The 13,129-nt window shown below is 69.6% G+C and carries 15 protein-coding genes; 8 read left to right on the plus strand and 7 right to left on the minus strand.

Features of this window, described 5'->3' with window-relative positions; translation table 11 throughout:
- Positions 1-4: 4 nt before the first annotated feature.
- From N2M23_RS13100 to N2M23_RS13115, 4 genes are all read left to right on the plus strand, one after another.
- On the plus strand, positions 5-457 hold the full coding sequence (locus tag N2M23_RS13100) for an SRPBCC family protein (RefSeq protein ID WP_265446082.1): 453 nt from the start codon (positions 5-7) through the stop codon (positions 455-457).
- Positions 450-1,046, plus strand: a complete 597-nt coding sequence (locus tag N2M23_RS13105) for a DNA-3-methyladenine glycosylase I (protein ID WP_265446084.1) — start codon at positions 450-452, stop codon at positions 1,044-1,046. Before N2M23_RS13100 ends, N2M23_RS13105 begins: the two co-directional genes overlap by 8 nt.
- Positions 1,043-2,317, plus strand: a complete 1,275-nt coding sequence (locus N2M23_RS13110; RefSeq protein ID WP_265446085.1) for a hypothetical protein — start codon at positions 1,043-1,045, stop codon at positions 2,315-2,317. The genes N2M23_RS13105 and N2M23_RS13110 overlap by 4 nt, the downstream gene beginning before the upstream one ends.
- A 161-nt stretch (positions 2,318-2,478) precedes the next feature.
- Positions 2,479-4,176 carry a peptidoglycan DD-metalloendopeptidase family protein gene (locus N2M23_RS13115; RefSeq protein WP_265446088.1) on the plus strand — a complete coding sequence of 566 codons (1,698 nt, stop codon included), beginning with the start codon at positions 2,479-2,481 and terminating at the stop codon, positions 4,174-4,176.
- A 114-nt stretch (positions 4,177-4,290) separates the two neighbouring features.
- Here the strand turns inward: N2M23_RS13115 and N2M23_RS13120 are convergent, their stop codons facing one another.
- Genes N2M23_RS13120 through N2M23_RS13130 form a run of 3 tightly spaced genes read right to left on the minus strand, consistent with a single transcriptional unit; the run spans position 4,291 to position 6,957 of the window.
- On the minus strand, positions 4,291-5,670 hold the full coding sequence (locus N2M23_RS13120) for an SPFH domain-containing protein (RefSeq protein ID WP_265446090.1): 1,380 nt from the start codon (positions 5,668-5,670) through the stop codon (positions 4,291-4,293).
- 2 nt (positions 5,671-5,672) lie between these two features.
- Positions 5,673-6,101, minus strand: a complete 429-nt coding sequence (locus tag N2M23_RS13125) for an NfeD family protein (protein WP_265446092.1) — start codon at positions 6,099-6,101, stop codon at positions 5,673-5,675.
- 52 nt (positions 6,102-6,153) lie between these two features.
- Complete coding sequence (locus tag N2M23_RS13130) at positions 6,154-6,957, minus strand: enoyl-CoA hydratase-related protein (protein ID WP_265446093.1); 804 nt, start codon at positions 6,955-6,957, stop codon at positions 6,154-6,156.
- Between the two features lie 219 nt (positions 6,958-7,176).
- Between N2M23_RS13130 and N2M23_RS13135 the strand changes: the two genes are divergently transcribed.
- A complete protein-coding gene (locus N2M23_RS13135) occupies positions 7,177-7,344 on the plus strand; it encodes a DUF3117 domain-containing protein (protein ID WP_115923734.1) in 168 nt (55 codons plus the stop codon).
- Positions 7,345-7,432: 88 nt separating this feature from the next.
- On the opposite strand, the gene N2M23_RS13140 is transcribed toward N2M23_RS13135, so the two are convergent.
- Positions 7,433-8,065: an O-methyltransferase gene (locus N2M23_RS13140; protein WP_265446095.1), complete on the minus strand. Its 633-nt coding sequence runs from the start codon at positions 8,063-8,065 to the stop codon at positions 7,433-7,435.
- A 204-nt stretch (positions 8,066-8,269) separates the two neighbouring features.
- On the opposite strand from N2M23_RS13140, the gene sigE reads away from it, so the two are divergent.
- The 3 genes from sigE (at position 8,270) to N2M23_RS13155 (ending at position 9,979) form a co-directional block, all read left to right on the plus strand.
- Positions 8,270-8,908, plus strand: coding sequence for an RNA polymerase sigma factor SigE (gene sigE / locus N2M23_RS13145; RefSeq protein WP_265446096.1), 639 nt, complete (start codon positions 8,270-8,272; stop codon positions 8,906-8,908).
- Positions 8,905-9,489 carry a zf-HC2 domain-containing protein gene (locus N2M23_RS13150; RefSeq protein ID WP_265446098.1) on the plus strand — a complete coding sequence of 195 codons (585 nt, stop codon included), beginning with the start codon at positions 8,905-8,907 and terminating at the stop codon, positions 9,487-9,489. Before sigE ends, N2M23_RS13150 begins: the two co-directional genes overlap by 4 nt.
- Before the next feature lie 106 nt (positions 9,490-9,595).
- Complete coding sequence (locus N2M23_RS13155) at positions 9,596-9,979, plus strand: twin-arginine translocase TatA/TatE family subunit (protein ID WP_265446099.1); 384 nt, start codon at positions 9,596-9,598, stop codon at positions 9,977-9,979.
- Between the two features lie 128 nt (positions 9,980-10,107).
- Here N2M23_RS13155 and N2M23_RS13160 read toward each other — a convergent pair whose 3' ends face one another.
- The 3 genes from N2M23_RS13160 to N2M23_RS13170 are packed head-to-tail and all read right to left on the minus strand — an operon-like array spanning position 10,108 to position 13,128.
- Entirely contained in the window at positions 10,108-11,241 is a 1,134-nt protein-coding gene (locus tag N2M23_RS13160) for an Mrp/NBP35 family ATP-binding protein (RefSeq protein WP_265446100.1), read from the minus strand.
- Between the two features lie 25 nt (positions 11,242-11,266).
- Positions 11,267-11,830, minus strand: a complete 564-nt coding sequence (locus N2M23_RS13165; protein ID WP_265446101.1) for a DUF1003 domain-containing protein — start codon at positions 11,828-11,830, stop codon at positions 11,267-11,269.
- Positions 11,830-13,128: a magnesium transporter MgtE N-terminal domain-containing protein gene (locus N2M23_RS13170; RefSeq protein ID WP_265446102.1), complete on the minus strand. Its 1,299-nt coding sequence runs from the start codon at positions 13,126-13,128 to the stop codon at positions 11,830-11,832. The genes N2M23_RS13165 and N2M23_RS13170 overlap by 1 nt, the downstream gene beginning before the upstream one ends.
- Position 13,129: the final 1 nt, after the last annotated feature.

Here is a 13,129-nt window from a genome sequence, read left to right on the forward strand (position 1 = left end):
CCCCGTGAAAGAGCTTGTCATCAGTGCAGATTCGAGTGCGTCGGTAGCGCGCCTCTGGCAGGTCGTCACCGACTGGGACGCCCACACGCGCGCCTTCCCACTGACCCGTATGACGGTGCTCGCCGGCGCGCCCGGTGTCGGTCAGCGGTTGGACGCAGTCACCGGGGTCGGGCCGCTGCGGCTGCACGACCCGATGACCGTGACGCGTTGGGATGCGCCGCAGGAGGCCGGGGCCCCAGGGGTTTTCGCCATCCGCAAGACCGGGCGGGTGCTCGGTGGAGGAGCAACGATCGAGGTGACACCGACGCCCCGCGGCTCGCGGCTGACCTGGCGCACCGACGCCGGACCGGCTGCCGCATGGATTCGCCGGCTGAGCGGGCCCGTTTCCCGGGTGTTCGGGCGGCCGGTCTACCGGCATGCCGTCACCCGACTCGTCGCGGAGGCGGACCATGGCTGACGCACCCCCTGACCCGGCGTCGCTCGTCGTCGGCGACGATGGCTTGGCGCGATGCGCCTGGGGAGCATCGACCGACGACTACCGCGTCTACCACGACACCGAGTGGGCAGTGCCGGTGCGCGGCGAGCAGGCACTCTACGAACGCATCACCCTGGAAGCCTTCCAGTCCGGGCTGTCCTGGCTGACGATCCTGCGCAAGCGCCCGGCCTTTCGAGCCGCCTTCGCGGGCTTCGACCCCGAGGTCGTCGCTCGGTATGACGACGCCGACCGCGAGCGACTCATGCACGACGCCGGCATCGTGCGCAACCGCCGCAAGATCGACGCGGCGATCACCAACGCCGCCGCTGTGCTGCGGCTGCGGGATGCCGGTGGCCTCGACGAACTCATCTGGTCGCACCGGCCGGCCGCCCACACCCGTCCCGCATCCTTTGCCGAAACACCTGCAACGACAAGCGAATCCGTCGCCCTGGCGAAGGCGCTCAAGAAGGCCGGTTTCGCGCACGTCGGGCCGACCACGATGTATGCCGCGATGCAGGCCTGCGGGATCGTCGATGATCACGTGGCTGGCTGCTTCCGGAGCGGCTCGTGAGCGTGCGTACCTCCCCGGCGCCGGCGCCAGAGGCCGCGGCCCCCGTCATACCTGCGTGGCTGCGGTGGCGCACTCGCCTCGCCCGGCTGGTCGACCAACGGCTGCTGCTCTGCGTAGCGGTCGCCTATCTGGTCTTTCGGCTGTTCTCGGCGATCGTCATGACGTTGGTGGCGCCGCACCAGGATCTCGGCTTCGTCTTCTACTCGACCGGTCGCCAGGACTACTGGGAGATGACCCACGTCTGGGACGGCCGGTGGTACCAGCGGATCGTCGAGGACGGCTATCCGTCGACGCTGCCGCTCGACCGCAACGGCAATGTCGCGCAGAACGCGTGGGCGTTCTACCCGATGTATCCGATGCTGGTTGCCGGGCTGATGTGGCTGACCGGCGGGTCGTTCGCGGTGGTCGGTTCGTTGTTGTCGCTGGTGCTCGGGCTGGTCGCCGCCCTCCTGATGGCAGTTCTCTTCCGCCGGCAGGTGGGTGCGGTCGCCGCGTTCGGCGCGGTGTGCGTCTACGCCGCGTCACCACCGTCGCCGGTGCTGCAAATGACCTACACCGAGTCGCTGGCGATGGTGCTGTTGCTGATCGCGCTGCTCGGCTTCCAGCGCCGCAACTGGTGGCTGGTGACGGTTGCGGCGCTGGCCTGCGGGGTGGCGCGCCCGATTGCGGTGCCGTTGGCGCTCGTCGGGCTGGTCGTGGTGTGGCAGCGCTGGCAGGAGCGGGTGGAGCAACCGATCGCCCGCCGCGAATGGCTCGGTATGGCGTCAGCCCTCGCCTCGTGCGGACTCTCCTGGGCGATCTGGCCGGTCATCGCGGGAGTGCGCACCGGCAGCTTCTCGGCATACACCGACACGATGGCGGCCTGGCGCGGCGGCGGCACGATCACCTATTTCGTGCCGTGGGCCGGCAACTTCGATCGGCTCTTCGGCCCGGTCGGAGCGGCCTTCGGGCTGATCGTGATGATCGGCGGATTCCTGGCACTGATGCTGGGTCCGTGGGCCGCCGGACTCGGCACCGTCATGCGCACCTGGGTGCTCGCCTACGGGCTGTACCTGCTGGCGGTCCTCGACGCGTGGACCAGCACCTATCGCTACCTGCTGCTGATGTTCCCGATCGCGATCGTGCTGATCGGTGCCGGCTGGCAGGACCGCGGCAAACGATTGTTCGTCGGCTGGCGCACAGCGATCTGGGTGGCGCTCGGTCTGGGCTGGCAGGTGTGGTGGTGTTGGACGCTGCTGGTGCTGACCCATATCGGGGGCGACCCGATTTGATCGCCCGCTAATCCACACATCGGACGCTCGGCCAGTTACGTTGGCGGTGTCGCGGCAGGGGGGCTGTCGTCCGAGGGGCTCGCAATACGGCGAGACGGATGTTCGCGTCTGGGGAGGCGCGTTCGCGGCGAAACACATTGTGAATGAGGGGAATTCGTCTGATGCCTTTGTACGGAATTGACATCAGCAACAACACCGGGGACATCGATCTGGCCGCCGTGCCCTACGACATCCTCGGGCTCAAGGCGACGGAGGGTCAGGGCTACCGTGACCAGTGGATGCCACGCCACTCCGACCTGAACCGCCGCACCAAGAACGCCGACGAGGTCTATTACCACTTCGTCTCGACCGGCAACACGGCCGAGCAGGAGGCGGCCAACTTCATCGAAACCGTCCGCGACCGGCTGCGGCCGCAGGACTGCATCTGCCTGGACTGGGAGGGCGCCGGCGTCGACAACGGTGTCGATTGGGCGCGCCGCTGGTGCCAGATCGTCGAGCCGGCGCTGGGCAAGCGTCCGTGGGTCTACGCACAGCAGTCCAACCTCGCGATGTTCGAGGGGACCGACATCGCCGAGAACAACCCGCTCTGGATCGCCAACTACGGCAGAACGCAGACGACCGGTGGGTATGACGACCGACCGGCTGTGCAGCCCAACGGTGCGCCCTTCCGGCGGGTGGTGGCCTGGCAGTTCACCGACAAGGGCCACCTCGACGGCTACTCGAGCACCCTCGACCTCGACGAGTTCTACGTCGAGCCCGGCCGGCTGATCGACTGGGCGGGCAACGTCGGCGGCGGCGAGCAACCGCAGCCGGTGCCCGAGGTCTCCGGCCGCATCGGGGAGCGGTGGCGTGAGCTCGGCGGCCCCAACTCGCCGCTCGGCAATCCGACCGGTGAGGAGGTCGCCACCCCACGCGGTGCGTGGCGGCAGTTCGAGCACGGCGTGATGATCTGGTCACCGGAGACGGACGCGCACCCCAACTATGGTGCGATCCGCGAGCGTTATGCCGACTACGACTACGAGAGCGGGTTGCTCGGGTATCCGATCAGCGACGAATACCAGATCAAGGAGGACGGCCGCTGGCAGGAGTTCGAGAACGGCGCCATCTACTGGTCGCCGGCCACCGAGGCGCACGCGGTGTACGGCCGGATCCGGGACCGCTGGGGTGAACTCGGTTGGGAGAACGGCGCTTTGGGCTACCCGACCTCGGACGAGTTCGACGGCAGCAAGCCCGGCGGGCGAGTGCAGCGATTCCAGGGCGGGGTCATGTACTGGACCCAGGCGGGCGACGCACATCCGGTGTGGGGTCTGATGCTCGAGCGCTACACCCAGGACGGCTGGGAAGGCGGCCGCTGGGGTTACCCGGTGAGCGACGAGCGCCGGACTGACGCCGGTTGGGAGCAGGACTTCGAGGGCGGCCGGATGGACGTCGCCGGCGGCACACCGCCACCCGCGCCCGCGCAGTACGTGCGGCCGGTGAAGGATCCGGCCAAGAACCCCATCGGCACCCCCTGGAAGCAGCCGGGCAGCCGGTGGCAGGCCGGTCACCACACCGGCATCGACATCGTCTGCCCGACCGGCACCCCGATCTACGCGACCATCGGCGGGGATGTCCGGGACCGGCCGTGGGGCGGGTCGTACGGCATCTTCGTGGTGATCAACGACGACGTCGACGGCTCCGACTGGGGCTACTGCCACCTGTCCCGCAAGGTGGTGAACGTCGGTCAGCGGGTGCAGACCGGCGAGCTGATCGGCTACTCGGGCGCGACCGGCAACGTCTCAGGTCCGCACCTGCACCTGGAGCGGCGCCCGCGCGGTGGCCAGTACGGGTCCGATCTGGACCCCAACCTCTGGCCGTGAGCCGGGTGAGCTGACGATCCGGCCGGCACAGCTTCGCGAGTGACGGCTCTGTCGGCGACTGACGGTCGGGAGCGACCGTCGGTCGGTGGGGGAGCCGTCACTCGCGGCGGGGTCTCAGCCCTGCTGGTCCGGGCCGTCGCCGTGCCGCGGCTGCGGCTGGCCGGGCAGTTGCACACCCTGCTGCGGGTATGCCGGGGGCGCGCCCTGGCCGAGCTGCGGCGGCTCGCCCTGCCCGATCTGCGGCTGGGCGGCCGTCGTCTCGGGGGAGCCTTCGGCCGGCCCGCCGCTGGACCGCTCGTCGGCCGGCGCCGGCTGGGCGGGAGCCGCGGGTGTCGCCGGAGACGCGGGTGACGGAGTCTCGGCCGCGCGCTTGGCCAACCGTCCGGCCAGGCTGTCCTGCTCGGGGTCGGCGGACTGGCGGGCGACCGCCTCGGCGTCGGCGACCGCCTTGGCGACCGCCGGGTCGCGCGTCAGCTTGAACCACTCGGCGACGTCCTCGTCCTCGACCGGCGCAAGGTCCTCCGACGGCGGCATCTCGTAACGGAAGGTGCCGTCCTCGCCCTTGGTCCCGAACGACTTGGCGAAGCCCTGCAACGCCGACCCGAAGTCGGTCGGCACCACCCACACCTTGCTCGCCTCGCCCTTGGCCATCTCGGGCAGCGTGCGCAGGTATTGGTAGGCGAGCAGCTCCGGCGTCGGCTTGCTGGCGCGAATCGCGTTGAAGGTCTTCTCGATCGCCTTGGCCTCACCCTGCGCCTGCAGGTACTGCGCGGCCCGGTCACCCTCGGCCCGCAACACCTGCGACTGCCGGTCGGCCTCGGCCGCCAGGATCGCGGCCTGTTTCGCACCCTCGGCCGCCAGGATCTGACTCTGCTTGTCACCCTCGGCCGACTTGATCGCGGCCTCCCGGTGGCCCTCGGCCGCCAGGATGGTCGCCCGCTTCTCGCGGTCGGCCTTCATCTGCTTCTCCATCGACTCCTGGATCGACGGCGGCGGGAAGATCGACTTCAGCTCGACACGGGCGACCCGCAGACCCCAGCGCCCGGTGGCCTCGTCCAGCACCCCGCGCAGCTGCGCGTTGATGGTCTCGCGGGAGGTGAGGGTCTCCTCCAGCGTCATACCGCCGACGACATTGCGCAGCGTGGTGGTGGTCAGCTGCTCGACACCGACGATGTAGTCGTTGATCTCGTAGACCGCGGCCCGCGGGTCCGTCACCTGGAAGTAGACGACGGTGTCGATGTTCACCGTCAGGTTGTCCTCGGTAATCACCGGTTGCGGCGGGAACGACACGACTCGTTCACGCAGGTCGACGCGGGCGCGCACCCGATCGATGAACGGCATCAGCAGCGTCAGCTGCCCCGACACGGTCTTGGTGTAACGCCCGAGTCGCTCGATCACCGCGGCTTCCGCCTGTGGGATCAGCGCTACGGACTTCACGACCACGACGATCACCAGGATCACCAGGATCGCGACGACGATCAGCACTGGTTCCATCTTCAATCTCCCCGTTTCACGACAGCGGTGGCGCCGTCGATGTCCTGGACGATCACGGTCTCGCCGGTGCGGAACGTGTCGTCCTCGTCGGCGGGTCTCGCCGACCAGATCTCACCGGCCAGCCGGATCTGGCCGCCGGTGTTGCCGAAGGCGGCGAGCACGGTCGCCTCCTCGCCGCGCAGCGCCTCGATGCCCATCCGCGTCCCGGGCGAGCGCAAAAGGTGGCGCTTGAGCACGGGTCGTACGCCGAGCACCAGCCCGACGGACACGATTGCGAAGATGACACCGGTGAGCCACAACGGCGCTCCGAGCCACGCGGCGAGTGCTGCCGCGAGCGCTCCGCCGCCCAGCATGAGCAGCACGAAATCCCCGCTGAGCGCTTCCGCTGCTGCCAGCAGAACCCCCGCGGCGAACCACACGATGGCTGCCATGGCGGCATTGTTTCATGGGCGACGTCACACCATTGATGTGACGGGTGGTGCGTTACCGACCCGTGAAGACCGGCTGCTCCTTGGCAAGAAAGGCATCGACCGCCGCCTTGTGGTCCGCGGTCGCCCCGGTCTCGTTCATCAGCTGGCCCTCATGGGCGAGCGACTCGGCGAGCGTGTGCGTCGCGGAGTATTCGACCGCGCGCCGGATCGCGCCGTACGCCCGGGTCGGCCCGGCAGCCAGCGCACCCGCGGTCTTGGCCACCTCCGCCGCGAACTCGCCGGCGGGTATGACGCGAGTCGCGATCCCGAGCTGCAGCGCCTCGTCCGCCTTCACGGTGCGCGGCATCAGCAGCAACTCCTTCGCCTTGGCGACGCCGACCAGTCGCGGCAGCCAGAACGACGACCCGGAGTCGCTGGAGAGGGCGATCCCCGCGAATGCCAGGTTGAAGCCGGCGGCGTCGCTGACCAGCCGCAGGTCGCAGGCGAAGGTGAACGCGGCCCCCGCGCCGGCCGCCACGCCGTTCACTGCCGCGATGACCGGCTTGTCCATCGTCGACAGCAACTCGACGATCGGGTTGTAGTGCTCGGCGACCGTGGTGAACAGACTGTCCGAACCCTTCGCCAGCAGCCCGACGTGCTCCTTCAAGTCCTGGCCCACGCAGAACGCCCGGCCCGTGCCGGTGAGTACGACGCACCGTGCCTCCGGGTCGCCGGCGACCTGCTGCAGGGCCGTGAGCAGCGCCTCCTTGGTGGCAATGTCGAGGGAGTTCATCGCATCGGGGCGGTTCAGCCGGACGGTCGCCACCCCCTCGGCGTACTCGACGACGACGGGCTGGTCGGTGGCGGCATCGGTCATGCGGGCTGACTCCTTGGTCCGAGGGCGTGCGCTTCGCCCGCCATTCTGCGCCATGCCGCGACGCGATCGGATCGGTGCAGGATTTCCCTACTCAGCGAAGTTGCTGAAATAATGAGCCAACTTGATGGCTGCATCGGCCGGGACACCCGGCATCCGAAACACCGCGTGGCAAAGATGCGGCCGCACGCTGACGCCGCGCGGGCGGAAGGGGAAGCAGCCATGGCGGCTATGAAGCCGAGGACCGGAGACGGCCCGCTCGAGGTCACCAAGGAAGGCCGCAGCATCCTGCTGCGCATGCCGCTCGAGGGTGGTGGCCGCCTGGTGGTCGAGATGAACGCCGAGGAAGCCCAGGCGCTCGGCGACGCGATCAAGGGTTGCATCGGCTGACCCGACCACCCGCGCACGTGAGCAACGGCCCCGCACCAGTCACTGGTGCGGGGCCGTTCTCGTCTTCGGTATGACGGGGCGACCGCAGTCAGCGGCGCACGGCGGCGAGCAGGCCGTCGCCGACCGGCAACAGGCTCGTCACCCACGCCGGGTCGTCGCGCAGTTGCTTACCCAGGTCCCGCAGCAACACGGTGGTCTCGTCGCGCACCGCCGGGTCGGCGACCTTGTCGTGCCACAGCATGTTGTCGATCACCAGCAGCCCACCCGGACGCAGCAGCTTATGGGCCGCTTCGACGTAGGCGGGGTAGTCGGGTTTGTGCGCGTCGACCAGCACCAGGTCGTAGCCGCCGTCGGCGAGGCGCGACATGACCTTCAACGCGTCACCGGTGATGATCCGGGTGCGCCCCGGTGCGACGCCGGCCTCGGCATACGCCTGTCGCGCGGCGCGCTGGTGCTCGGTCTTGACATCGATGGTGGTCAGCACGCCGTCGGCCGGCATGCCGTCCAGCAACCACAGGCCGGAGACGCCGGCTCCGGTGCCGACCTCGACGACCGCGCGCGCACCGACCGCAGCGGCGAGCATCCGCAGTGCCGGTCCGGTGCCGGCGCCGATCGGCGTCGCACCCAGTTCCTCACCGCGGCGACGCGCCTGCTCGACGATCTCTGGCTCGGGGACGAACTCTTCGGCATACCCCCAGGTCGCCGGTCGCATGGAAGACATGGCGACGAAACTAGACCCTCCGCGCCGCGCCGCGGGACGCGGGCGGCAATAGGGTGCGCCGCCGGCGGTAACGAATCGCCGACGCCGGACGTTCTACAGGCAACTCACCGGTTGGCAATGCCCGCGCACAGCGAACGCATAGCTTGATCGGTAAGGATGGCCTTTCCTGATGAGGTTTATTTACTTCGAGGTGAATCGCACGTCATGACCGATCAGCTGCTGCGGGGTGCAGTCAAGACCGAGGTGCCCGATGTGGCACCGCCCGGCTGGGAGCCGCCGACCTGGGAAGAGATCGTCACCGAGCACTCCGCTCGCGTCTACCGTCTCGCCTACCGGCTGACCGGCAACGTGCACGACGCCGAGGACCTGACCCACGACGTGTTCGTGCGGGTCTTCCGGTCGCTGCACTCCTACCGCCCGGGCACCTTCGAGGGCTGGCTGCACCGCATCACCACCAATGTGTTCCTGGACAAGATGCGCCGCAAGCAGCGCATCCGCTTCGACGCGCTCGCCGACGACGCCGCCGCGCGGCTGCCCAGTCGCGAGGGCAGCCCGGAGCAGGTGTATGCCGATGCGCACTTCGACGACGACGTGCAGCGCGCGCTCGACGCGCTCGCACCCGACTTCCGCGCCGCGGTCGTCCTGTGCGACATCGAGGGCCTGTCCTACGAGGAGATCGCTGCCACGCTGGACATCAAGCTCGGCACGGTGCGATCGCGCATTCACCGCGGTCGCGCCCAGTTGCGCGAAGCGCTCGCCCACCGCGCACCGGAGAACCGACCCGCCCGCACCCGCGCCGCGACCGGCGCACTGACGCTGTCCCCGGCGGCAGGCACCCGATGATCAGTTTCGGCAACCGGCAACAGCAACAACAGCATCTCGGCGATGCTGTCGCCGAGTATGTCGACGGCAACCTGAGCCCGGAGCAGGAGCACCGGGCCGACCTGCACCTGATGATCTGTGAGCACTGCCGGCACGCGGTGCAACAGGAGCGGGAGATCATCGCCCAACTGCGCTCGGTGCGCTTCGACTCCGGAGGCCACCAGCAGTTGATGGCCGGTCTGCTGTCGCTCGCGGCCGTCGAGCCGCAGGGGTCGGGCTCGGCCGCGGCTCCCGTCATACCGCCGCACCGGCCGGCGCCGGCGGTGGTGACCGCCAGTGCGCCCCCGCAGTACCAGTCGGCCCGTCGCTCGATGGCGTGCGCGCTCGTCGCGGTGGCGGGCTGCGTCGGGGTCGCGCTCGTCGCCTCGACCGCGACCGGTGCCGCCAGCGGCCCGGAGCCGACCCAGCTCGGCGGCGGCAACGCGCCGGCACGACTGGTGCGCCAGCTGCCCGCAGCCCCGGGCGAACCCACCCGACCGGCCACCCGTCCGAGCGACCCGCTGCCGCTGATCCAACAGGTTGCGGTGCGCGCCACTCCCTGACCTCGCCGAGTCGAGTTCGCCGGGCAAGGCCCCGGCTCGCAGGGGCGGGTGCGACAATCGTCGGCGGATCGGTAGTCCGCGCCGGCAGAAGGGGCATTGAGGCGACATGTTGGGCATCAGCGGATGGGAGTTTCTCATCCTCGCTGCGCTGGCCGCAGCCCTGATCGGACCGGAACGGCTGCCGGAGTACGTCGCAAAGCTGCGCGGTTACATCCGCCAGGTCCGCGACATGGCCGACGGGGCCAAGTCACAGTTGAAGGACCAGATGGGTCCGGAGTTCCAGGACGTCAACTGGCGCGCTTACGACCCGCGCCAGTACGACCCGCGCAAGATCGTGCGGGACGCGCTGTTCGACCCCGAGCCCGAGCCGGCCGCGACCGCGGACGCCGCCGGTGCGGCGACGCCGGCTGTCCCGGCGCTCGCACCGGCATACGACCCGCACAAGTTCGACCCGGACCGCGCGACGCCGTTCGACTACGACGCCACCTGACGCGCTTTCACCGATAAGGTGCGCGACGCGCCGCGTAATGCGTGATCGGCGGCGCGTCGCGCACCTTATCGGTGACTTTCGCTGGGGGGTTGGAGCGCTGGGAGGATGCGACGGGCGTATGCCGTCACTCAGCGGCCGGTCGGGGTGAGGCCGAGCGACCGGCCGGACAGTCCGCGGGCGCGGGTGCCGAGCCCCTTGGCGATGCCGCGCAGAGCGACGGCGGCGGGGGAGTCGGGGTTGCCGAGTACGACGGGAGTGCCGGCGTCGGCGCCCTCGCGCAGGGTCACGTCCAGCGGGATCTGACCGAGCAACTCGACCGGTACGCCGACCGACGTGGAGAGCGAGCGGGCGACCGCGCTGCCGCCCCCGCTGCCGAAGATCTCCTGGCGGGTGCCGTCCGGCAGCTCCAGCCAGGACATGTTCTCGATGACGCCGGCCACCCGCTGCTTGGTCTGCAGCGCAATCGCGCCGGCGCGCTCGGCGACCTCGGCCGCCGCCTGCTGCGGGGTGGTCACCACGAGGATCTCGGCGTTCGGGATCAACTGCGCGACCGAGATCGCGACGTCGCCGGTGCCGGGCGGCAGGTCGAGCAGCAGCACGTCCAGGTCACCCCAGAAGACGTCGGCGAGGAACTGCCGCAACGCACGATGCAGCATCGGCCCGCGCCATACGACCGGCTGGTTGCCGGGCACGAACATGCCGATCGAGATGACCTTCACGTCGTGGCTGTCCGGCGGCAGGATCATGTCGTCGACCTGGGTCGGACGCCGCTCGACACCGAGCATGCGCGGCACCGAGAAACCGTAGATGTCGGCGTCGACAACGCCGACCTTCAACCCCGAATCCGCAAGTGCGGCAGCGAGATTGACCGTCACCGACGACTTGCCGACGCCGCCCTTGCCGGACGCGACGGCGAAGACGCGGGTGAGCGAACCCGGCTTGGCGAACGGGATCTCCTTCTCGGCCTGGCCACCGCGCAACTGGTCCTTCAGCGCGGCCCGCTGCTCGTCGGACATCACCCCGAGGCGCACCTCGACCTCGGTGACGCCCTCCACCTTGCCGACCGCCTCGGTGGTGTCGGTCTGTAGGCGGGTCTTCATCGGACAACCGGCGATGGTGAGCAGCACGGTCACGGTGACCTTGCCGCCGTCGCTGATGTCGACCGACTCGACCATGTTGAGCTCGGTGATCGGTCGCTTGATCTCGGGGTCCTGGACGGTCGCGAGCGCGTCGCGGACAGCGTCCTCGGAGGGAATCGGCATGTCTTCCATGGTAGGTCGGCCGATCTCAGGCCTCTGCGCCGGCCGACCCCTCCGGCTCTGGATCGGAGCGCAGGTAACCACGGTCCTCCATCTCGTCCAGCAGCGAGCGCAGCTCGGAGCGCACGAAGTCCCGAGTCGCGGTGTCGCGCATCGCCAGCCGCAGCGACGCGACCTCGCGGGTCAGGAACTCGGTGTCGGCCAGGTTGCGTTCGTCGCGCGCCCGGTCGGCCTCGAGCGCGACCCGGTCGCGGTCGTCCTGCCGGTTCTGCGCGAGCAGGATGAGCGGAGCGGCATACGACGCCTGGGTCGAGAAGAACAGGTTGAGCAGGATGAACGGGTAGGGGTCCCACTGCAGCCCGAACAGGCCGATCAGATTGATCAGCACCCACACGATGACGAAGACCGTCATCCACACCAGGAACTGCGCGGTGCCCATGAACCGGGCGAAGTCCTCGGCGAATTTGCCGAAGGTCTCCGAGTCCATGGGTGTCTTCGGCAGCCAGCGGCGCCCCGCCTCGCGCGGTTGGTCCAGGCGGGTCTCCCGTCCGCGGCCGCGGCCCGTGCGGGACTGCTCCTCACGGTCGGCCATCAGACCGCTTTCCCGGTCGTCGCACCATCACCCGAGCGCACGTCGTGCCGGGCCTCGCGCCAGTCCTCCGGCAGGATGTGGTCGAGCACGTCGTCGACCGTCACCGCGCCGAGCAGGCGGCCGGGCTCGTCCACCACGGGCAGGCTGACCAGGTTGTATGTCGCGAGCATCCGGGTCACCTCGCCGAGCGGTGCGGAGTCGGCCACCGGCTCGATGGTCTTGTCCACGATCTGCCCGATCGCGGTATGTGGCGGCTCGCGCAGCAGCCGCTGGGTGTGCACGACGCCGATGAACCGGCCGGTCGGCGTCTCCAGCGGCGGCCGGCAGACGAAGACCGCCGACGCCAGCGCGGGCGCGAGCTCCTCCCGGCGTACGACGGCAAGCGCCTCGGCGATCGTCGCCTCCGGGCCGAGGATCACCGGCTCGGTGGTCATCAGGCCACCGGCGGTGTTCTCGTCATACGTCAGCAACCGGCGCAGCGGTGCCGCCTCGTCGGGCTCCATCAGTTGCAGCAGTTGCTCGGCTTGCTCGGACGGCAGATCGGACAACAGGTCCGCGGCGTCGTCCGGCTCCATCGCTTCCAGGACGTCTGCCGCGCGCTCGGTGTCCAGGCCGGCGAGGATTTCCACCTGGTCGTCGCCCGGCAACTCCTCCAGGACGTCGGCGAGCTTGTTGTCGTCCAGTGCGGCGGCCACTTCGGCGCGGCGCTTGGGGTTGAGGTCGTGGATGACCTCGGCCAGGTCGGCCACCCGCAGGTCGTCGTAGGTCTCCAGCAACCGTTCGGCGCTCTGTGCCGCCGCCTGCTGGTGCAGCCCGGTGACGTCGCGGGTATCGACCAGCATGGTGCGGCCGCTGCGGCGCCGGGTCAGCCGGGACATCGCGGAGGACGCGCCGATCTCCCGGACGAACACCTTGACCAGCACCCAGTCGCGACGTGCGTTCTGCTCGATCGCGACGTCCTCGACGACGCCGGTGAACTCCTCGCCGTCCGCTCTTACCTCGACCTGGCGGTCGAACAGCTCTGCCAGCACGAGGGTTTCGGAGGCACGTTGCTCGAAGCGGCGCATGTTGACCAGCCCGGTGGTGATCACCGCACCAGCGTCGATGCTGGTCACCCGCGTCATCGGCACGAAGACGCGGCGTTTGCCCGGCACCTCGGTGACCAGACCGATCGCGCGAGGCCAGTTGCCGGCGAAGGTCACGACGACGTCACGGACCCGGCCGACCCGATCGCCGAGCGGGTCCAAGACGGTGAGTCCGGCGATTCTGGCTACGAAGACGCGGCTGCTCACCAGCAAA

This window comes from Flexivirga meconopsidis, from assembly GCF_026162425.1.
Classification (GTDB): Bacteria; Actinomycetota; Actinomycetes; order Actinomycetales; family Dermatophilaceae; genus Flexivirga; species Flexivirga meconopsidis.